Annotated in this window: 20 protein-coding genes; 15 read left to right on the top strand and 5 right to left on the bottom strand. The window is 36.3% G+C overall.

Features of this window, described 5'->3' with window-relative positions:
• Nucleotides 1–86 precede the first annotated feature (86 nt).
• The 4 genes from moaC to tatC are packed head-to-tail and all read left to right on the top strand — an operon-like array spanning nt 87 to nt 2,223.
• Nucleotides 87–566, top strand: coding sequence for a cyclic pyranopterin monophosphate synthase MoaC (gene moaC / locus BTHG_RS23620; protein WP_010285552.1), 480 nt, complete (start codon nt 87–89; stop codon nt 564–566).
• A 26-nt stretch (nt 567–592) separates the two neighbouring features.
• Entirely contained in the window at nt 593–1,234 is a 642-nt protein-coding gene (locus BTHG_RS23615) for a redox-sensing transcriptional repressor Rex (RefSeq protein ID WP_010285548.1), read from the top strand.
• A gap of 31 nt (nt 1,235–1,265) precedes the next feature.
• Nucleotides 1,266–1,457 (top strand): twin-arginine translocase TatA/TatE family subunit, encoded by a 192-nt coding sequence (locus BTHG_RS23610; RefSeq protein ID WP_010285546.1) that lies wholly within the window; start codon nt 1,266–1,268, stop codon nt 1,455–1,457.
• Between the two features lie 16 nt (nt 1,458–1,473).
• A complete protein-coding gene (gene tatC / locus BTHG_RS23605) occupies nt 1,474–2,223 on the top strand; it encodes a twin-arginine translocase subunit TatC (RefSeq protein WP_010285543.1) in 750 nt (249 codons plus the stop codon).
• Here tatC and BTHG_RS27855 read toward each other — a convergent pair.
• Together BTHG_RS27855 and BTHG_RS23595 are read right to left on the bottom strand one after the other, a co-directional pair.
• Entirely contained in the window at nt 2,185–2,481 is a 297-nt protein-coding gene (locus BTHG_RS27855; RefSeq protein ID WP_026021951.1) for a YdiK family protein, read from the bottom strand. The two genes, tatC and BTHG_RS27855, sit on opposite strands and share 39 nt — an antisense overlap.
• Nucleotides 2,482–2,484: 3 nt before the next feature.
• Entirely contained in the window at nt 2,485–3,222 is a 738-nt protein-coding gene (locus tag BTHG_RS23595; RefSeq protein ID WP_010285542.1) for a CPBP family intramembrane glutamic endopeptidase, read from the bottom strand.
• A gap of 334 nt (nt 3,223–3,556) precedes the next feature.
• On the opposite strand from BTHG_RS23595, the gene groES reads away from it, so the two are divergent.
• From groES to BTHG_RS23570, 5 genes are all read left to right on the top strand, one after another.
• On the top strand, nt 3,557–3,841 hold the full coding sequence (groES, locus tag BTHG_RS23590; RefSeq protein WP_010285540.1) for a co-chaperone GroES: 285 nt from the start codon (nt 3,557–3,559) through the stop codon (nt 3,839–3,841).
• A gap of 57 nt (nt 3,842–3,898) precedes the next feature.
• Entirely contained in the window at nt 3,899–5,527 is a 1,629-nt protein-coding gene (gene groL / locus BTHG_RS23585) for a chaperonin GroEL (RefSeq protein ID WP_010285538.1), read from the top strand.
• A gap of 278 nt (nt 5,528–5,805) precedes the next feature.
• Entirely contained in the window at nt 5,806–6,531 is a 726-nt protein-coding gene (locus BTHG_RS23580; protein WP_010285536.1) for a 3-ketoacyl-ACP reductase, read from the top strand.
• A gap of 646 nt (nt 6,532–7,177) precedes the next feature.
• Nucleotides 7,178–8,026, top strand: coding sequence for an NAD-dependent epimerase/dehydratase family protein (locus tag BTHG_RS23575; RefSeq protein WP_010285535.1), 849 nt, complete (start codon nt 7,178–7,180; stop codon nt 8,024–8,026).
• A gap of 42 nt (nt 8,027–8,068) precedes the next feature.
• Nucleotides 8,069–8,905, top strand: a complete 837-nt coding sequence (locus tag BTHG_RS23570; RefSeq protein ID WP_010285534.1) for an aldo/keto reductase — start codon at nt 8,069–8,071, stop codon at nt 8,903–8,905.
• Nucleotides 8,906–9,003: 98 nt separating this feature from the next.
• On the opposite strand, the gene BTHG_RS23565 is transcribed toward BTHG_RS23570, so the two are convergent.
• The 3 genes from BTHG_RS23565 to BTHG_RS23555 all read right to left on the bottom strand — a co-directional run bounded on the left by BTHG_RS23565 (nt 9,004) and on the right by BTHG_RS23555 (nt 13,294).
• Nucleotides 9,004–9,729, bottom strand: coding sequence for an HAD family hydrolase (locus BTHG_RS23565; RefSeq protein ID WP_010285533.1), 726 nt, complete (start codon nt 9,727–9,729; stop codon nt 9,004–9,006).
• 164 nt (nt 9,730–9,893) lie between these two features.
• Nucleotides 9,894–11,474, bottom strand: a complete 1,581-nt coding sequence (locus BTHG_RS23560; protein WP_010285532.1) for a response regulator — start codon at nt 11,472–11,474, stop codon at nt 9,894–9,896.
• A complete protein-coding gene (locus BTHG_RS23555) occupies nt 11,471–13,294 on the bottom strand; it encodes a sensor histidine kinase (RefSeq protein ID WP_010285530.1) in 1,824 nt (607 codons plus the stop codon). The genes BTHG_RS23560 and BTHG_RS23555 overlap by 4 nt, the downstream gene beginning before the upstream one ends.
• 279 nt (nt 13,295–13,573) lie before the next feature.
• Between BTHG_RS23555 and BTHG_RS23550 the strand changes: the two genes are divergently transcribed.
• From BTHG_RS23550 to BTHG_RS23525, 6 genes are all read left to right on the top strand, one after another.
• A complete protein-coding gene (locus BTHG_RS23550) occupies nt 13,574–14,425 on the top strand; it encodes a carbohydrate ABC transporter permease (protein ID WP_232284518.1) in 852 nt (283 codons plus the stop codon).
• The gene (locus tag BTHG_RS23545) at nt 14,425–15,249 is read left to right on the top strand and encodes a carbohydrate ABC transporter permease (RefSeq protein ID WP_010285527.1); all 825 of its coding nucleotides are present in this window, start codon (nt 14,425–14,427) and stop codon (nt 15,247–15,249) included. The genes BTHG_RS23550 and BTHG_RS23545 overlap by 1 nt, the downstream gene beginning before the upstream one ends.
• 57 nt (nt 15,250–15,306) lie before the next feature.
• Nucleotides 15,307–16,596, top strand: coding sequence for an ABC transporter substrate-binding protein (locus tag BTHG_RS23540; protein WP_010285526.1), 1,290 nt, complete (start codon nt 15,307–15,309; stop codon nt 16,594–16,596).
• A 107-nt stretch (nt 16,597–16,703) separates the two neighbouring features.
• Complete coding sequence (locus BTHG_RS23535; protein WP_010285514.1) at nt 16,704–18,386, top strand: glycoside hydrolase family 13 protein; 1,683 nt, start codon at nt 16,704–16,706, stop codon at nt 18,384–18,386.
• Between the two features lie 39 nt (nt 18,387–18,425).
• Complete coding sequence (locus BTHG_RS23530) at nt 18,426–19,397, top strand: carbohydrate kinase family protein (protein ID WP_010285511.1); 972 nt, start codon at nt 18,426–18,428, stop codon at nt 19,395–19,397.
• Nucleotides 19,398–19,478: 81 nt separating this feature from the next.
• On the top strand, nt 19,479–20,474 hold the full coding sequence (locus BTHG_RS23525; RefSeq protein WP_010285507.1) for a zinc-dependent alcohol dehydrogenase family protein: 996 nt from the start codon (nt 19,479–19,481) through the stop codon (nt 20,472–20,474).
• Nucleotides 20,475–20,603: the final 129 nt, after the last annotated feature.

Raw genomic sequence — 20,603 nt, 5'->3', positions numbered from 1 at the left:
TAGAGCAACTGCAATGATAATGTTCACATACGTTTCAAAGACAGATGTGGTAAAATAGTGTATAGTTCTAGTGGAGGATTAGATAAATGACATCATTTACCCATTTTAATGAGCAGGGTCGCGCTAAGATGGTCGACATTACGGACAAGGCAGATACTGTCCGTACTGCAATTGCAAAATCAAGTATTACTGTAAATAAAATCATTTATGAGCAAATAATAAATAATAAGATACGTAAGGGTGATGTCCTAGCCGTCTCACAGGTTGCAGGCATTATGGCAGCCAAAAAAACGTCGGACTTAATCCCAATGTGTCATCCGTTGGCATTGAAGGGTGTCGATATTTCATTTAGTTGGACGGTAGGAGATGAATATATTCTACACATTACTGTTTCAGTGAAGACGAAGGGTAGCACAGGAGTTGAAATGGAAGCACTTACTGCTGCATCCGTTTGCGCGTTAACAGTGTATGATATGTGTAAAGCGGTTGATAAAGGTATGGTTATTGGGCCAACCTATTTAGCCGAAAAGACAGGTGGAAAGAACGGAGATTTTAAAAGGGAATAATCAGGCAAGTAGTGGGGGAATAAAACATGAATCATGAACAATCAAAAATACCACAAGCAACTGCCAAAAGGCTACCACTCTATTATCGCTTTTTGAAAAATTTGCATGCCTCAGGAAAGCAAAGGGTATCATCATCAGAATTAAGTGATGCAGTAAAGGTTGATTCAGCCACGATAAGGCGAGACTTTTCTTATTTTGGAGCATTGGGAAAAAAAGGGTATGGCTATAATGTAAATTATTTATTATCCTTTTTTAGTAAGACACTTGATCAGGATGAGTTAACGAAAGTTACATTAATTGGTGTCGGTAATTTAGGCACTGCGTTTTTACATTATAATTTTTCGAAAAATAATAATACAAAAATTGAGCTTGCGTTTGATGTGGATTATAATAAGGTAGGTACTAGTGTTGGTGGAGTTATGGTACATCATTTAGATGACCTTGAAAAAGAATTGCCGGATGATGTTACGGTTGCCATTTTGACGGTACCGGTTGGGGCAGCCCAGTCAATTACTGACCGCCTCATCAATAAAGGAATTAAAGGGATTCTTAATTTTACACCAGCAAGAATCAATGTGCCTGAACATATTCGTGTTCACCATATTGACTTGGCTGTTGAGTTACAAGCACTTGTTTATTTTTTAAAGCATTATTCAAATGAAGAATAGAAAAAACAAATATGTAGGGAGGTGACTTACCGTGGGAAGTCTTGGATTCGGTAGTATTTTATTGATTGTATTTGCAGCATTATTGATTTTTGGACCTAAGAAGTTACCTCAGTTAGGAAAAGCAGCAGGTAATACATTGCGAGAATTCAAAAACGCAACAAAAGGTTTAGCAGATGATGACGATGATGATGTAAAGAAGAACGAAACTCAAGATGTGAAGTAATGATAGGATGAGTCACATGAACGAAAAAGAAATGTCCGTCTATGATCATATTGGAGAGTTACGAAAACGACTGATATATGTGGTCGTTTTCTTCTTCATTGTTGCATTAGGAAGCTTTTTTCTTGCGGAGCCGGTAATTGTGTACTTGCAAAATGCAGAGGAAGCCAAAGAACTGACAATGAATGCTTTCCGTATGACAGATCCAATTAAAATTTATATGAATTTTGCCTTTATTATTGCACTGGTTATCTCTTCACCCTTTTTACTGTATCAACTTTGGGCCTTCATTAGTCCAGGGTTGTATGAGAAGGAAAGAAAGGTAACTTTGAGTTATATTCCGATTTCAGTCTTTTTGTTTTTACTGGGAGTATCTTTCTCCTACTTTATTTTATTTCCATTTGTTGTGAATTTTATGACGCGGCTAGCTGTGAGCCTTGATATTAATCAAGTAATTGGAATCAATGAATATTTTCAATTCTTGCTGCAGCTTACTTTACCGTTTGGCTTTTTGTTTCAACTGCCAGTTGTTGTGATGTTCTTAACAAGACTTGGAATTGTTACACCGATGTTTTTATCGAAAATAAGAAAGTATGCATATTTTATTCTATTAGTAATAGGAGGATTAATCACACCTCCTGAGATAATCTCGCATTTAATGGTTACCGTACCATTATTCGGATTATATGAAATCAGTATTCTCGTATCGAGAAGTGCCTACAGAAAAGTACTAAAAGCCGAAATGATGGCAGCGAATGGCATGGAATAAACAAAATGCTAAAAAACTAGCCAATAAAAAATAACCTCCAAATATGAGGTTATTTTTTGTTTTTGTAATTTTTCTTATTTTAGTGTGTAGGGCAAACATTCGGATTGCCACACCAAAGTCAAAGGTTGCGACAAGTGCTAGAAGAATGGTGGAAAAGTTCCAGATTGTCTCAGTCGCACTACCAATCGCAATATAGGTAAACAGAGTCCCCATTAATGCGTATATGATGCCCATTGCAAAAGGTGAAGTTCTTCGCATAAATTAAAAGCCTCCAATAAATGTCTGTTGCAGCTTCTCGGCTTGCTTCATAATCCTTTCTATATCATCTGCAAAAATTGTTTGAACCACTACTACAAAAGTATTCATCGCAACATGTGCAAAAATCGGAACAATAATCCGTTTTGTCCGTACATAAAGGAATGCAAAGGTAAAGCCCATTGCTGTATAAATTAAGATATGAGTGAAATCCATATGTACAACGGCAAAGATTAACGAACTAATCAAGCCAGAGATGAAAAAGTTAAACTTTTTATAAAGGGAACCAAAAATAATTTGGCGGAAAATGATTTCCTCAAGGATGGGACCAATAATCGAAACAACGATTACAAGCAATGGTAATGATTTAACCAAGGCCAAGATTTGTTGTGTATTCTCAGAACCAGCCTCAATACCAAAAACATGGATTTCGATGTTTGCAGCAATGACTTGAGCTGTCATAGCCATAAATACACCTGCAATCGCCCACCCAACTGCTTCACCTTTGGAAGAACGTTGAAGATTCTCATGACGTTCCTTAATATCTTGTCGTAATAAAAAGAGAACAATCGGAAGTGCGGCCACAAAACTAATAACAGTCCAAAGTGCAATAATCATATTTTTTGCAGTATTCGGGTCTAAGTTATCGCCAACTCCTACATACAACAAAAGTGGGATACCGAGAATGCCGGAGAACTGCATGATGATATACGTTAAAATAACATACCAATATCGAGCTTTCATGAAAATCTCCTTTTTGTGGATTGAATAATTTTAGCTATTGTCCACCCTTAGTATTGTAACATATATTCATATCTCTCCATTAGTATAATGCAAATCGAAAATTTCATTGATAGAATTTAAATTGCTGGTTTATTTTTCCTGGTTATAACATAGGATAGATAGGTGGGCTTACGATTACAGGAAAAATAGAATTTTTTTATAAATTTCTATATCAAATTACTTGCAAAAAAGAGTGAGATTATTTAATATAATAATTGTGTTAGCACTCAGGTGGTTTGAGTGCTAATAATAAGACGAAACTAATAATTAAAATTATTTGAGGAGGTTGTTTCACTTGTTAAAGCCATTAGGTGATCGCGTTGTTATTGAACTAGTTGAATCAGAGGAAAAAACTGCAAGCGGGATTGTATTACCAGATTCTGCAAAGGAAAAGCCTCAAGAAGGTAAAGTAGTTGCTGTTGGTACAGGCCGTGTACTAGACAGTGGTGAAAAAGTAGCTTTAGAGGTTGCGGTTGGTGATCGCATTATCTTCTCAAAATATGCTGGTACTGAAGTGAAATACGAAGGTACTGAATACTTAATTTTACGTGAAAGCGACATTTTAGCTGTTATTGGTTAATAGAATGCAGCATTTTATATCATAAGATTTCATTAATTTTTTGAGGAGGGCTTAAGAATGGCAAAAGAAATTAAATTTAGTGAAGATGCTCGTCGCGCTATGCTTCGTGGTGTTGATGCATTAGCAAACGCTGTTAAAGTAACATTAGGACCAAAAGGACGTAACGTGGTTCTTGAGAAAAAATTCGGTTCACCACTTATCACAAATGACGGTGTAACAATTGCAAAAGAAATCGAACTAGAAGATGCATTCGAAAACATGGGTGCAAAACTAGTTGCTGAAGTTGCTAGCAAAACAAACGATGTAGCTGGTGACGGTACTACTACTGCAACTGTTCTTGCTCAAGCAATGATTCGTGAAGGCTTAAAGAACGTTACAGCTGGTGCGAACCCAATGGTAGTTCGTAGAGGTATTGAAAAAGCTGTAACTACAGCTGTTGAAGAGTTAAAAGCTATTTCAAAACCAATTGAAGGAAAAGAGTCTATCGCACAAGTTGCTGCTATTTCTTCAGATGACAAAGAAGTTGGCCAATTGATTGCTGAAGCTATGGAGCGCGTTGGTAACGACGGTGTTATTACGATTGAAGAATCTAAAGGCTTCTCTACTGAACTAGAAGTAGTAGAAGGTATGCAATTTGACCGTGGATATGCATCTCCATACATGGTAACTGATTCTGATAAAATGGAAGCAGTTCTTGACAATCCATATGTTTTAATTACTGATAAAAAGATTTCTAGCATTCAAGAAATCCTACCAGTATTAGAGCAAGTTGTTCAACAAGGCAAGCCATTATTACTAATCGCTGAAGATGTTGAAGGTGAAGCACTTGCAACTCTAGTAGTAAACAAGCTTCGTGGTACATTCAATGCAGTAGCTGTTAAAGCTCCTGGATTTGGTGACCGCCGTAAAGCAATGCTAGAAGATATCGCAATCCTAACTGGTGGTCAAGTAATCACTGAAGATTTAGGTTTAGACCTTAAATCTGCTGACATTACTCAATTAGGTCGCGCTTCTAAGATTGTCGTAACAAAAGAAAATACTACAATTGTTGAAGGTGCTGGCGAATCTGACAAGATTGCATCTCGCGTTAACAATATCCGTGTTCAAATGGAAGAAACTACTTCTGAATTTGACAAAGAAAAATTACAAGAGCGCCTAGCTAAATTAGCTGGGGGAGTTGCAGTCATCAAAGTTGGTGCTGCTACTGAAACAGAATTAAAAGAACGCAAACTTCGTATTGAAGATGCTCTTAACGCAACTCGTGCAGCAGTTGAAGAAGGTATCGTTTCAGGTGGTGGTACAGCACTTGTGAACGTATATAACAAAGTAGCTGCAATTGAATTAGCTGGAGACGAAGCAACTGGTGTAAACATCGTTCTTCGTGCATTAGAAGAGCCAGTACGTCAAATCGCTCACAACGCTGGTCTTGAAGGATCTGTAGTTGTTGAACGCTTGAAAAACGAAGAAATTGGTGTTGGCTTCAACGCAGCAACTGGTGAGTGGGTAAACATGATTGACGCTGGTATCGTTGACCCAACTAAGGTAACTCGTTCTGCACTTCAAAACGCAGCATCTGTATCAGCTATGTTCTTAACAACTGAAGCAGTAATTGCTGACCTACCAGAAAAAGATGCTCCTGCAATGCCTGACATGGGCGGCATGGGTGGAATGGGCGGCATGATGTAATAATGCCCTCAAACCTTGATATATAAGGTTAAGGCCAATATTTTTTACAAAGGCTTCTCAAAAGTTGACTAAACTTTTGAGAAGCCTTTTTTAGCATGGAGATTCTATCTTGAGTATGATCTACCGGCCATAGGCCCTACTAAACAAACTTTTCATTTGGTGAGCACGACTTGCTTGGAGAAATTAATTAATCAATCGTTACGGAATGAAAGTATATCATCTTTTTCTTTATACATACTAAGAAACAGAGATTCTGTATGTTTGAAAGGAGATATGTAATGGTTCAATCTTTAAAAGGAAAAATTGCATACATTACTGGTGCGGGTAAAGGAATTGGTAAGGCGGTTGCAATTGCCTTGGCAAAAGAAGGGGTGCATATTGGTTTACTTGCAAGAACTGAGAAGAACTTAAAGGAAGTAGCAAGAGAAGCGGAAAAGTTAGGAGTAAAAGCTGCTTATGCACCAGTTGATGTTTCTATACAAAATGAGGTAGAACTAGCGGTTCAGAAAATAACTTCTGAATTAGGAACAGCTGATATTTTGATAAATAATGCGGGGATTGGCAAATTTGACACCCTTTTGGATATGGATCCAACAGAGTGGAAAAGAATTATCGATGTAAATCTAATGGGACTGTATTATGTGACACGGACAGTTCTTCCTCAACTTATTGAAAAAAATGGCGGGGATATTATTAATATTTCTTCAACGAATGGGCTAGGGGGTGCTGCTACAGCAAGTGCATACAGTGCATCAAAATTTGGAGTGATTGGTTTAACGGAATCACTTGCACAAGAGGTGCGACGAAATAATATCCGAGTGACCGCCTTAACTCCAAGTACTGTAGCAACTGAATTAGCAACAGACTTAAAGCTCATCACTGAAAACAATGATGAAAAATACATGCAGCCAGAAGACATTGCAGAATTCATCGTTTCTCAATTAAGCCTACCTCCACGTATTTACGTGAAAACGGCTAGTTTAATCGCAACCAATCCATTTTAACTGTTCTGAGGTATCTGTTTTAGGTACCTCTGTTTTAGTATTTGTTTTTACTCACCTATTTTAATGAAATGCTAAATCCCATTAATATTATAATGAATGCGTGGTCTATATCTACCTACTTTAGCTAGATCCACTCCACTTAATCCATACCGCAACTTCACCTTTCTCATCAAAATTCCCTCAAACTCGACAGTATTCAGCGATTATCCGCCATATTATAGCGGAATATGAGAAAGTTAAACTATGAAGTCGATATCGAAGAAAGAAGCGTCGACGAGGTAGTCAAAGAATACTTAACGGAAACCGGATTAATCGAGAGCTAAGGTGCCTGTAAAATTCTCAGATCTGAGAGAATCCGGCTATCCAGGCCTATGTACAAAAAGAGGAAGCATCGGTATTTATGTATGACAAATTGGGTTGACCCAAAGTGATTTCAAACGAAACATATGGATTAAAGAACCCTGGAATTACCGAAAGTATGCAGGAAACGAAACTGCTTAAAATAATTCTGATAAAATGAAACAAAAGTTGCTTGAAAATTACTAATCATTCATTATATACTTGGTTTGTATAATGGATAAACAAAGAAAAAGGAAACATGAAACATAAAGTCTAATCATGTTTCGATAGAATATGGAGGGGTAGAATGAAAAAGGTAGTTGTAACAGGTGGTAGTGGATTGCTTGGTCCAGCGGTAATAAAAGAATTTTTAAATCATGATTATGAAGTTATTAATGCAGATATTAAATATCCAAAAGAAGCTCTATGCAGAACGGTCATAACAGATTTAACGAATCTGGGTGAAGTGTATGGTGTATTAACAGGTGCTGATGCAGTTGTCCATCTTGCAGCTATTCCGGTAGCATACTCACATCCTAATGAAGTGACCTTTCATAATAATGTCATGTCCACTTATAACATTTTAGAAGCTGCAGGGAATTTAGGAATTAAAAAAGCAGTGATATCTTCCAGTGAGTCTTCATATGGTATTTGTTTTTCAAAGCAAAATCTAAACCCTCAATACGTACCAATAGATGAGAATCATCCTCAATTGCCGGAAGAAAGCTATGGTTTATCTAAGATTGTAAATGAAAAAACAGCTGATATGATCTACCGTAGAACGGGGATGCAGGTAGTATCATTTCGTTTAGGAAATGTTATTTCACCTGAAATGTATAAGAATTTCCCTGGATTCATCCATAACCCTGAACAAAGGAAGACTATATTGTGGAGCTATATTGATACCCGAGATGCAGCGACTGCTTATCGTTTAGCCGTTGAGGCGGAGGGGCTGGGTTCTGTTACGCTTAATATTGGTGCGGATGAAACAAGTATGGATATTGAAAGTAGACAACTAATGAAAATATGTTTCCCAGATGTGAAAGATTTTAGAAAAGATATAACTGGCTTTGATCCTTTGTTAAATAATGAAAAAGCTAAGAAGCTCCTAAACTGGCAACCCATTCATAAATGGAGAAATTATGTGAACGTATAATTTCGATGGTATAACACTTTTTTATAAGGAGAGATACACAATATGGGTAGTTTACAAGATACAATTACATTACATAACGGTGTAAAAATGCCATGTGTAGGTTTTGGCGTTTTTAAAGTTAAAGATGGAGAGGAAGTTGTGAATTCAGTAAAAGCCGCTCTTGAAAATGGATACAGAAGTATTGATACTGCGGCCATTTACGGAAATGAAGAAGGAGTCGGCAGAGCGATTGCTGAGTCAAATGTTCCTAGGGAAGAATTATTTATCACCACGAAAGTTTGGAACGCAAATCACGGCTATGAATCTACTCTTTCAGCTTTTGATAGTAGTATGGAAAAGCTGGGTATTGACTATTTAGACCTTTATTTAATTCATTGGCCTCTTCCTTCTGAAGGTAAATATATAGAAACATGGAAAGCGCTTGAAAAGCTGTATAAGGATGGACGTGTTCGTGCGATTGGTGTAAGCAATTTTAAAATCCATCACCTAGAAGACATCATAGCAAACTGTGATATCATACCGATGGTTAATCAGGTAGAATATCATCCGCGCTTTAATCAACGAGAATTACATCGTTTTTGTAAAATGCATGGCATTCAGCTTGAAGCATGGTCTCCATTAATGCAAGGAGGCCTGCTTGATGAACCGATTTTGGTTGATATTGCAAAAAAACACAATAAATCGACTGCCCAAATCATTATCCGCTGGGATATACAAACAGGAGTCGTCACAATTCCAAAGTCAGTAAAGCCTCACCGTATTGCCGAAAATGCTAATGTTTTTGATTTTGAACTTTCACAAGAGGATATGGAGAAAATTAATGCCCTAAATCAGGACCAACGTATGTTTGCAGATCCAGATCATTTTGATAAGGTGTAGGAACATTTGAGATTTAGCATGTAAAATCATTTTTAAACACTCTAGCAAGAATAAAAGAAGCTTCTCAGTAGTCACTAGACTTTTGAGAAGCTTCTTTTTTACTTAATAAAAACCGAACCTATTTCGCTATTCTTAAATAGCTCTAGTAACTCTTTTGGGTGATACACAATGTGATTGGGTTTAAAAGGACCCTTAGGTATTTTTCTGTTACGATGATTCATCCAGATGGCGTGCCAGCCTGCTTGCTTGGCTCCTACGATATCATTAGCAAAGGAATCGCCAATATAGACAGTTTTTTCTTTCTTTAATTGAAGTTTTGTTTCAAGAATAGTAAAGGCTTCACGTGTTGGCTTAGAATAGCCGATGGATCCAGAAATAAATAGATGCTCTGCAGGAATCCATCTAGTTAAGTCCAATTGCTTTATCTTCATTGCTTGATGCCCTTCAGAGCCATTTGTTAGGATGGCAAGTTGTTTGTTTTGCTGATACAGTAAGTCAAATAATTCTACCACTTCATCAAATAAGGTAATTTTTTGTTGTTCCTCAACATATGCCTCTTGAAAATCTAGTGCCATTTTTGTAGTAACCGCAATGCTAAGCTCATCACATGCATCTGTAATTCTACATATGTGCATTTCTTCCACTGATAGTTCACCATTTACAGTTTTATCAAATAGCGCATCACTATGTTTTCTACTCACTTTATAAAAGGTTTCTAACTCATCCTCTGTAAACGATTTTTCAAAGATTCTTGTACATGTATTTTTAAAGGTTAATGCCTGATCATATAACGTGTCATCCACATCAAAAATAATCGTATCCATACTATCACCTCCATATCTATCATACTTATAAAACTAAAAACCGTACAGATTCAAACTCCATTGCTCCTAATCATTATGGCTACTTCCTTGGCCAACATCATCATTCAAGCGTCGCACACAGCATTAAAGAAAAAGCAGGTTCCCGATAGGGGAACCTGCTTTTATTACGTAACGGATGCCCGATATTCATTAGGTGTAATGCCTACTACTTTTTTGAATACCTTCCGAAAGTATTTGTCATCTTGATAACCAATCATATTGGCAACTTCATAAATCTTTAAGTTACTGTTTTTCAAAAAATATTTAGCTTTATCCATACGGATTTTGACAACATAATCAGAAATATTAACGTTAAATTCCTGTTTAAACTTCCTTGAGATATACTCCCTGCTGATGTAAAAGTGGTCGGAAATCTCTTGCAGTTTAACATCCCTGTCAAAGTTTTCTTGCAGGTATTTAGCTATATCATAAATTACGTTGGTCGTTTTTTTCGGTGTATATTTTTTAATCCTTCTTAAAAAAAGGGAAATCTCACGTTTTATTCTTTTCTTATAATGATTCAAATTAAAGACGCCATTTTCGTCAAAATACAAATAAACACTCTTTTCTAAGTCATCTGGTCCGTTAACAGGAAGATGGTATTGCTCCCGCCAGAGATTGCTGATTACTTGGTAGTCATTTTCCAAATGCAAGAGCTGCTTGAAAGATAAATAAGAATTTTTTGTAAGATCATTTTCGATTTGGTGAATTAATTCCTCGAAGGCTTCTATTTTACCTGCTTTCACAGCAAGTTCGATTGCAGAAGAGTAGGCTATTAAACTCTTTAATTCATGCTCAACATAACTTGCTTTTGTATAGACCTTGTTATCTCTTTGTTCCAATATATTACGGCTTAGTAAAATCTCTTTCGCGTCACGATAAGAATCGATTAAGTCTGAACGGCTCCCTACTAGTCTTCCTATCGCCATTGAACAAGAAATATTCATGTTATCCCTTAAATCCAAATAAATTCTGTTTAAAAGTGCTTCTATTTCCTCAAAGTTATTCCAAAGAATAAGCACTATTTCTCCTTTACTCGATAAATAGCGAAAAGCGATGCCCGATTCTTTTTCAGACAAAATCCCATTTACTAATTCCAGGGCGGTAAGGTAGGCTAAATTTTGGTTATTCTCAAACAGCTTAATCGTTTTTCCTTGCAACCAAGCCAAGACAACTCTATATTGATTGGATGGATGAAACCCAAATGGCTTATAATATTCATCCTCTTCTGTTTCATTATTTAAAAGCTGAGTTAGCTTCTGGTCTCGATAAAATGGTTTCATATCATTGATCAATTGACGGTTTGTATCCTTATTCTTCCGGTCTTCATCTTCTCTTTTCCACTCATTTACAGCTTTCTCAAGTGTATGATTTAACACATCAGGGTCTACAGGCTTTAATAGATAATCTAAACTACCAAAGTGGATGGCTTTTCTCATATAGTGGTAATCATCGTATCCTGTAACTACTACCGTCTTACTCTCAGGATGGTTAACATGAATCCATTCTAATAATTGGGTTCCATCCTTCTTGGGCATTTTCATATCAGAAAAGATAATTTCTGGTTTTAATTTTTGGATCAATTGGATAGCTTGTTCTCCATTTTCCGCCTCGTAAATTTCATTGATTCCATTCACTTCCCACGCTCCAAGCAGCTTTATTCCCTCTCGGACATGCTTTTCATCATCGACAATTAGTACTCTCATGACTGTTCCACCCCTTTTGGCATGGTCTTTGGAATTTCAATTGTTACGATAAAGCCGTTTTCATTTGGGCTTGAAACCAGTAATTTTGCTTGATGGTCATAATAAATTTGCAAACGATCAAATATATTTTTTAATCCAATCGTTTCTCTCATCTGATTCTCTTTCGTAAATCGTTGGTAAAGACCTTGGCGAATATTCTGGAGATGTTCCTCATTTACGCCCATCCCATTATCTTTTATTTGAATACAAACCATATCATCACTCTGTAGAAAAGCATCCATTTGAATAGTGCACTTGTGTATCTGCTGATCAAATCCATGTTTGAAACAATTTTCAACTATCGGCTGAAGGATCATTTTTGGTACCAATACATTCTGTACTTCCTTTTGGATATTTAGCTCAAACTGAAATTGTTCTTCAAACCGCTGTTTTTGCAGGTGTAAATAGGATTCTACATGAGACACTTCGGATGAGAAAGGGACTATATCTTCTTTCACATTCATGCTGTATCGCATAATAGTAGACAATGATGTCAATAACCTGTATACAGGAACTGCATTCGATTTGAGCGCTAATGTTCCAATCGACTGGAGCGCATTATACAAAAAATGCGGATTAATTTGTGATCTCAGTACACGAAGTTCTGATGCTTTATTTTCAATTTCCAACTTATACTTTTTCTCGATTAATTTATCGATCCTATCAATCATCGATTTGAAATGCCTTCCCAATAGTCCAATTTCGTCGTTCCCTAGTGAATCGAAGTCTGCTTCAAAATTTCCCTTTTCAACTTTTTTCATATTTTCAATTAATATTTTAATAGGTCTTGTAGTCTTGAAGGAAACAACAATCGTTGCTAACAGCACAACCAATAAAGTTACAATTCCAATCACAATATTAATCCATACGGTTTCTCTAGCGCTTTGATAGAGAGCATCAAATGGAATTCTTTTTACGATATACCATTTCTGATAGGGTGCAGGAAATTGATCATAAACAATGACTCCTGAAAATTGCTTATCCTTCCACTTTAGACTTTTTTGTTCCTCTGGCTCTTTTTTTACCTGACTAAACCACGTTTCATTATTTTTCGTTCCGATTTTTTCTTCATCTGAAGAGTAAATGATGATGTTGTTTTCATCCATGATATAAAAATCTTCTTTGTCGACTGTATATAATCGGCTAGCGATTACTTTAACTTTTGAAAGATTAATATCAAGCGATAAAAAACCTAATATGTCATTCGATGGTATATCTCTAATTGATGTGTGAAAACTTATCACATTCCGTTTTTCTGAATCAGGTATGAATGACATCCCATTATAGCTGTATATTTCATGGGGTGGCTCAATCACCGAGAAAAGATCCTTATTTCGATCTAATTTAGCATAATAGGGGTGTGATAGAATGTCCTCGTATTTTCCCCTTCCACTGATACTTGAATGATAATTTGTAAAGGAGTCCTTTTCCTTATCAATATATAAATGCATTTGTTCAATTTCAGGCCGGGAATTAAATATATAGGCCATTGCTCTTCTTACCTCTTCTTGGTTATTGCTTAAATTTTCCGATATTCCATCTCTCATTACACTCATAAAGGGGGTGTAACGATAGAGTAGTGTAGAAAGCTCAGCCACAGACTCTAAATAGTTTGTTAGTTCTTTTTCACCATTTTCTATTAGAGTGTGATTCGTCGAAACAAACTGGGTATTGAGTGACTTTGTTGTTTGGAAATAAGTGATAGCAATAGCTGAACCAAAAGGCAGAATTGTCACGATCATTAAGAAAAAGATTAGTTTTTTTCGTATACCCCATTTCATATGCTAACAAGCCTTTCCTATTTATCAAAAATTTCAATTCATTTTAGCACTATAATAACATGCCCTCAACATAACAGTTCAATATTTTACACCCTACTCGTCAATGTAAGCCGTTTCATAAAATTTTATATTCATTAAAATGAAGATATAGGAGGTGCAATGAGATTGAGTAGTCAAACAAATACAGAAAAAATAGATGTGGGAACCTTTAAAGAACAAAAAGATGTTAAAGCGGCCAGAACTGTTTCTGCTAATAAGAAGAAACTTAAAGAAGTGGGAATGTTTTCTCTTTTCGTTGGTCCAGTATTCCTTGCATTCACCATCATTGTTCTAATTCCTTTTTTTACAGGGGTCTACTATGCCTTTACTGATTGGAACGGGGTAACCGGAAACGTAAAGTGGGTGGGGCTGGATAACTTTAAATATATTTTTACACAAGATACTGACTTTAAAGATTCCTTCCTCTTAACAACCAAATATACGGTTGTTGCTATCCTATTAACGAACATCATTGGCTTTGGACTGGCACTGTTAGTCACACAAAAGTTAAAAACGAGAAATATTTTACGTACCGTTTTCTTTATGCCAAATTTAATTGGAGGAATTTTACTAGGGTTTATCTGGCAATTCATTTTTATTAAAGGATTTGCCTCAATTGGTGAGTTAACTGGAATTCCTTTTTTCAATTTACCATGGCTGGGAGATGCTAGTACTGGATTTTGGGGTCTTGTGATTGTAAGCGTTTGGCAAGGAGCGGGCTATATTATGATTATTTATGTAGCTGCATTGCAAAATGTCCCACAAGAATTAATAGAGGCGGCTAAAATCGACGGAGCGAATAAATGGCAGATACTTCGCAATATTACAATGCCAATGGTTGCACCAGCTGTTACCATCTGCTTATTTTTAACAACAGCTTCATCATTTAAAATCTTTGATGCCAATCTTTCACTCACGAATGGTGGACCATTTAAATCAACTGAAATGTTAGCGCTTAATATTTATACGGAGGCTTTTGTCAATAACCGCTATGGTATTGGGGAAGCTAAAGCATTAATTTTCTTCATCGTTGTAGCAGCAATTACAATACTTCAAGTTACAATTACGAAGAAAAGGGAGGTTGAATCGTAATGGGAAGGTATGCAGGTAAATCATTTATTACTGAGATCTTTGGGATCCTGCTTGGAATCATCTTTTTAATTCCATTCTATTATGTGGTGTCAAACTCCTTAAAGACATTTTCTGAGATTTTAACGAATACATCGGCATTACCTAAAGTGCTACAGTTTCAAAACTATGTAGAAGCATTTGAAAAGTTGAATTATGTAAAGGTGTTTTCAAATTCATTAATTATTACGGTTGCGAGTAACCTGGTTCTAGTTATTTTTTGTTCAATGGCGGCTTACATGCTAGTTCGGACAAAAAAGAAAATAAGCAATATCCTTTTTATGACATTTGTAGCAGCCATGATTATACCTTTTCAATCAATCATGATCCCGCTTATAAAGACAACTAGTAGTTTAGGTCTGTTAAATAGTATATGGGGCCTTGTTATTATGTATCTTGGCTTTGGATCGGGTATGACAATTTTCTTATATCATGGTTTCATTAAAGGTATTCCTGTAGAGCTTGAAGAAGCTGCTATTATTGATGGATGCACACGTATTGGTGTCTTCTTTAGAATTGTTTTCCCACTCTTGAAACCGATTACGGTTACAGTAATTATTCTTAACAGCCTATGGATCTGGAATGACTATTTATTACCATCACTTGTTCTTCAAGATCCAGAATTAAGGACAATCCCATTAGCAACTTTCTTCTTCTTTGGACAATATACAAAACAATGGGATTTGGCACTATCGGCGTTAGTAATGGGAATTCTCCCGTTGTTACTCTTCTTTTTTGCAATGCAAAAGCACATTATTAAAGGAATTACAAGCGGCGCAATTAAATAGTTTTGAATGAACATGCAACAGACTCTATAAAATATAAATCAATCGGAGGGACTTTATATGCGTTTTAAAAAATCATCGTTAGTTGCAGGCGTTTTATCTGCCACACTTCTTTTAGGTGCATGTGGAACTAATGACACATCAGAAAAAAGTAATGGCGGTAGTGGTGATGGCAAAGTTGTTGTTGATATCTTCCAGTTTAAACCTGAAATTGCCGATCAGTTTAAAGCATTAACTGATATATATACTGAAGAACATCCTAATGTGACATTTAACATTCAAACGGTTGGTGGTGGTGCTGATTATGGTGCGGCACTTAAAGCACAATTTGCCTCTAACGACCAGCCGGATATTTTCAATAACGGCGGTTACCAAGAAGCAATCACATGGCAAGATAAATTAGAAGATTTATCAGATCAGCCATGGGTAAAAGATGCTTATCCAAGTGCATTAGAACCAATGACAGTAGACGGAAAACTCTATGGTCAGCCGGTAAACCTAGAAGGTTATGGATATATTTATAATAAAGATCTATTTGAAAAAGCGGGTATTACAGATATCCCCAAAACTTTATCTGAGTTAGAAACAGTTAGTAAAAAACTTAAAGATGCTGGAATTACGCCTTTTTCAAATGGATATGCTGAATCATTTGTAATTGGCCAGCACTTATTAAACTTAGCATTTGCCCAACAAGAAGATCCAGATACATTTATTCAAGGACTTCACGAGGGGAAAGCGACAATTGAGGGTAATGAAAAATTTGATCAAGTTCTTGATTTATTAGATTTAACTGTAAAGTATGGGAACAAAAATCCATTAACAACTGACTATAATACACAGGTAACACTATTTGCGACTGGTGAAGCAGCGATGATGCAACAAGGTAACTGGACACAGCCAATGATTGATAAGATTACACCTGACATGAACATTGGCTTTATCCCAATGCCAATCAATGATGATGAAGCAGTGAACGATAAGCTACAAATTGGTGTACCTAGTAACTGGGTAGTCAACAAAAATGCACCATCTGCAGACAAAGAAGCAGCCAAAGATTTCTTAAATTGGTTGGTATCATCTGAAGAAGGTAAAAAGGCATTAGTTGAAGAATTTAAATTTATTCCTGCTTTTAAAAATATCCCAGTTGAGGGCAAAGGTATTGGAATATTAGGTGAGGAAATTGTTAAGTACTCTAACGAAGGCAAGACTCTTTCTTGGAACTGGTTCAAATGGCCTGAGGGCTCAATACCAGAGTTTGGTGCATCTTTACAAGGATATGTTGGAGGACAACTAGATAGAGATGAACTTTCTAAAGCTTTAGATGAAACATGGGTTAAATTAAAGAGATAATCGAAAAGAATTAATAAATGGAAAAACCGGACGATTTCGTCCGGTTTTACTAAAAAAGAATGTAAGGGATAGTTGTCCTTTTTATTTTTATTTCGGAGGTATGAAAGATGGAACGTACTTGGTGGAAAGAAAGTGTTGTATATCAAATTTATCCAAGAAGCTTTATGGATAGTAACAACGATGGTATCGGTGATTTAAAAGGAATAACTTCAAAATTAGACTATCTTAAAGAGCTTGGCATTGATGTGATTTGGCTATCCCCTATTTATCAATCTCCAAATGATGATAATGGCTATGATATCTCTGATTATCAAGCAATTATGAGTGAGTTTGGTTCTATGGAAGATTTTGACGAACTTCTTGAGGAAGCTCATAAACGTGGTATAAAAATCATGATGGATTTAGTAGTGAACCATTCCTCAGATGAACATCAATGGTTCTTGGAATCAAAGTCTTCAAAAGATAATTCCAAACGAGATTATTATATTTGGAAAAAAGGACAGGATGGAAAGGAACCGACCAACTGGGAGTCTATCTTTAGTGGCTCTGTTTGGGAATATGATGAAACGACAGAAGAGTATTATTTACATTTATTCAGTAAAAAACAGCCGGACTTAAATTGGGAAAATCCTAAAGTTCGAAAAGAAGTATATGATTTAATGACTTGGTGGCTTGATAAAGGAATTGATGGCTTCCGAATGGATGTCATCAATATGATTTCAAAAGACCAAAGCTATCCCGATGGAGAAGTGTTAGAAGGCAAGAAGTATGCTGATGGTGGTTCATATTTTCTAAATGGACCGAGAATTCATGAATTTTTACAAGAAATGAATCAGGAAGTTTTGTCAAAGTATGACATTATAACTGTTGGCGAAACACCAGGAGTAACTACTGATGAAGCAAAGATGTATACAGGTTCCAAACGCAATGAACTCAATATGGTGTTCCAATTCGAGCATATGACTGTCGGCAATGGTCCTGATGGAAAATGGGATCGTCAACCATGGAAGCTTACAGAATTAAAAAGTATACTATCTCATTGGCAGGTTGAATTAGAAGAGGATGGGTGGAACAGCTTGTACTGGGACAACCATGACCAACCAAGGGTTGTTTCTCGTTTTGGCAACGATTCAGATGAGTATCGAGAAATTTCTGCAAAAATGCTCGCAACCTGCCTACACATGATGAAAGGTACACCTTATATCTATCAAGGTGAAGAACTAGGAATGACAAATGTTGAATTCCCATCCATTTCTCAATACAAGGACATAGAAACGTTAAATGCGTACGAAGACTATGTTACTGGAAATAGGATGAGTGAAGATGAGTTTATGGAAGCTGTTTATTATATCGGGAGAGATAACGCACGTACACCATTCCAATGGGATGAGAGTGAAAATGCTGGTTTCACAAAAGGAACACCTTGGATTGAGGTCAATCCTAACTTTAAACAGATTAATGCACAAGCACAGGTAGAAGACGTTAACTCCGTGTTTCATTATTATAAAAAGTTAATTCAACTCCGGAAGAATAACTCTGTCATTGTCTATGGGAATTTTGAGGAACTAATGAAAGACGACGAATCTATCTATGCTTATACAAGAACACTTAATGATGAAAAGCTTCTTGTAATTTGTAATTTTACCCAAGAACAAGTTGATTTTAAACTTCCATCCGATTTAAATGATACAAATAAACAACTGCTCATTAGTAATTATGACGTAAATGAAAATGAGAGTATTGAACATTTCTCATTAAGACCATATGAAACACGTGTATATAAAATATAGAACCGTTAAATAAGAAAAAACATACCTAGGTGATGGAAAATGTCAACTTTGTTTTCAATAGGCGAATTGTTAATTGATTTTATTCCTCTTCAAAAAGGAAAAGCATTAAAGGACGTTTTTGGGTTCGAGCGTGCTCCTGGAGGTGCCCCTGCCAATGTTGCAGCAACCGTTGCGAAGTACGGAGGTAGAGCATCAATGATTACAAAATTAGGGAATGATCCCTTCGGAGACTTCCTTTTGGAACAGTTAGAAAATGTCGGAGTCCTGACAGATAAGGTTTTTAGAAGTACTGAAGCAAATACAGGATTGGCTTTTGTCTCATTGCAAGATAATGGGGAAAGGGACTTTACTTTTTATAGAAATCCTTCTGCGGATTTATTACTTACTGAGGGAGAGATTGATGAAAAGTGGTTTTCAGAAGGAGATATTCTTCATTTTTGCTCGGTTGATTTAGTAGAAAGTCCAATGAAGCAGGCACATGTTAAGGCTATAGAATTTGCAAAGTCTAAAGGGGCAATCATTAGCTTTGATCCAAATGTGCGTCTTCCTCTTTGGGACGAACCGAAAGAATGTCGTAACACCATTTTATCATTTATGCCAATGGCACATATCGTAAAGATTTCTGAAGAGGAACTGGATTTTTTAACCGGTACAATAAATGTGGAAGAAGCGATTGACTGTTTGTTTGTTGGTGATGTGAAAGCTATTATCCTTACAAAAGGAGAAGGTGGAGCTGACCTCTTTGTAAGGAATAAAAAATATGTATCCACAGGTTACAAGGTTAAAGTTTACGATACGACCGGAGCCGGAGACGCTTTTGTTGGCGGTTTGTTGTATCAGTTGCTTGATAAGAATACAACCCAGCAAAATTTGGAGGAAATTCTTGAAGATAATCATAGACAAATCTTGGCATTTGCAAATGCAAGCGGGGCACTAACCACGACCGGAAAAGGAGCTATTTCCTCACTTCCGAATAAAATGGATATTAATCTTTTAATCTCGAGCCAATAAACGTAGACCTTAGTCTCTGATTTTCGTGAATGTAAGAGAGTGATAGATATTAAATATTATTTGAGAAGAAGGTAGATTAGAATGAAGGCATTAGTGTTAACGGGAACAGAACAAATGAATTTGTCTGAACTGATGATTCCAGAGCCAATTCCGAATGAGGTAATGATTAAGGTGAAAAATTGCGGCATTTGTGGCACTGACGTCCATATTTACCATGGTGATCCTGGTTCAGCGGAAGTAACTCCTCCTGTCGTATTAGGCCATGAATTATCAGGCGAGGTTGTAGCAATTGGTGAGCATGTTACGAATTTTAAAGTTGGAGACAGAGTAGCAGTGGATCCCAATATCTATTGCGGAAAATGTAAATATTGCCGAAGTGGTAAAGTCCATCTGTGTTCACATTTATCAGCAGTGGGAGTTACAAGAAATGGCGGCATGGAAGAATATGTTTTAGTCCCAGAGGCTAACTGTTATCAACTTCCAGATTCAATGAGCTATGAACAGGGAGCCATGGTGGAGCCTTTGAGCTGTGTGTTGCATGGTTTCAAGCAGCTTACCATTCGGCCGAATGACCGTGTCTTAATTGTTGGAGGCGGCTTTATTGGAATGTTATTCTTGCAAGTTATACGGAATCACACATTCGGATCAATTGTTGTAAACGAAATTAATCAAGCAAAGCATGAAGTACTAAAACAATTGGGTGCCACAGAAGTTGTTTCTGAAATTAATTCTACGCTATACAATCAATTCGATATTGTGATTGAATGTGTCGGAAAAAGAATTACCATTGAAAATGCAGTGAAATGTGCAGATAAAGGGGCGCAATTACTTTTGTTTGGTGTCCCAAGTCCAAATGAAGTCGTTGAAATTACTCCATATGATATTTTTAACAAGGAGTTAACTATCTCAGGATCTTTCATCAATCCATTCACCTTAGATGAAGCGATACAATTGTTGAATAAAGGGATAGTGGATATTGAACCGTTGATTAGTCACAGAATTAAACTGGAAGAGGTTCAAAGTGTCCTGGAAAACTATCCGAAATTAGGGATTACGAAAGCATTAATTACTTTATAATTTCAGACTCATCCAACGTGCATAATATTGTAATAAATACTTTAACAAAATTAAAAGAAGCTACTCATTAGTCATAGACTTTTGAGAAGCTTCTTTTCTATTCATCAATCTATTATTATCAGTAAAAGT

Source organism: Bacillus timonensis, from assembly GCF_000285535.1.
Lineage (GTDB): Bacteria > Bacillota > Bacilli > Bacillales > Bacillaceae_L > Ferdinandcohnia > Ferdinandcohnia timonensis.
This window is presented reverse-complemented; position numbering and strand designations above follow the sequence as displayed.

Bases quoted from the DNA above. Each gene is read 5' to 3' on its own strand.
- BTHG_RS23560 (WP_010285532.1), bottom strand. From the start codon at position 11,474: ATGAGAGTACTAATTGTCGATGATGAAAAGCATGTCCGAGAGGGAATA.
- BTHG_RS23580 (WP_010285536.1), top strand. From the start codon at position 5,806: ATGGTTCAATCTTTAAAAGGAAAAATTGCATACATTACTGGTGCGGGT.
- BTHG_RS23570 (WP_010285534.1), top strand. From the start codon at position 8,069: ATGGGTAGTTTACAAGATACAATTACATTACATAACGGTGTAAAAATG.
- BTHG_RS27855 (WP_026021951.1), bottom strand. From the start codon at position 2,481: ATGCGAAGAACTTCACCTTTTGCAATGGGCATCATATACGCATTAATG.
- BTHG_RS23540 (WP_010285526.1), top strand. From the start codon at position 15,307: ATGCGTTTTAAAAAATCATCGTTAGTTGCAGGCGTTTTATCTGCCACA.
- BTHG_RS23555 (WP_010285530.1), bottom strand. From the start codon at position 13,294: ATGAAATGGGGTATACGAAAAAAACTAATCTTTTTCTTAATGATCGTG.
- BTHG_RS23595 (WP_010285542.1), bottom strand. From the start codon at position 3,222: ATGAAAGCTCGATATTGGTATGTTATTTTAACGTATATCATCATGCAG.
- BTHG_RS23530 (WP_010285511.1), top strand. From the start codon at position 18,426: ATGTCAACTTTGTTTTCAATAGGCGAATTGTTAATTGATTTTATTCCT.
- BTHG_RS23525 (WP_010285507.1), top strand. From the start codon at position 19,479: ATGAAGGCATTAGTGTTAACGGGAACAGAACAAATGAATTTGTCTGAA.
- moaC (WP_010285552.1), top strand. From the start codon at position 87: ATGACATCATTTACCCATTTTAATGAGCAGGGTCGCGCTAAGATGGTC.
- groL (WP_010285538.1), top strand. From the start codon at position 3,899: ATGGCAAAAGAAATTAAATTTAGTGAAGATGCTCGTCGCGCTATGCTT.
- BTHG_RS23575 (WP_010285535.1), top strand. From the start codon at position 7,178: ATGAAAAAGGTAGTTGTAACAGGTGGTAGTGGATTGCTTGGTCCAGCG.
- BTHG_RS23550 (WP_232284518.1), top strand. From the start codon at position 13,574: ATGTTTTCTCTTTTCGTTGGTCCAGTATTCCTTGCATTCACCATCATT.
- BTHG_RS23565 (WP_010285533.1), bottom strand. From the start codon at position 9,729: ATGGATACGATTATTTTTGATGTGGATGACACGTTATATGATCAGGCA.
- tatC (WP_010285543.1), top strand. From the start codon at position 1,474: ATGAACGAAAAAGAAATGTCCGTCTATGATCATATTGGAGAGTTACGA.
- BTHG_RS23615 (WP_010285548.1), top strand. From the start codon at position 593: ATGAATCATGAACAATCAAAAATACCACAAGCAACTGCCAAAAGGCTA.
- BTHG_RS23545 (WP_010285527.1), top strand. From the start codon at position 14,425: ATGGGAAGGTATGCAGGTAAATCATTTATTACTGAGATCTTTGGGATC.
- BTHG_RS23535 (WP_010285514.1), top strand. From the start codon at position 16,704: ATGGAACGTACTTGGTGGAAAGAAAGTGTTGTATATCAAATTTATCCA.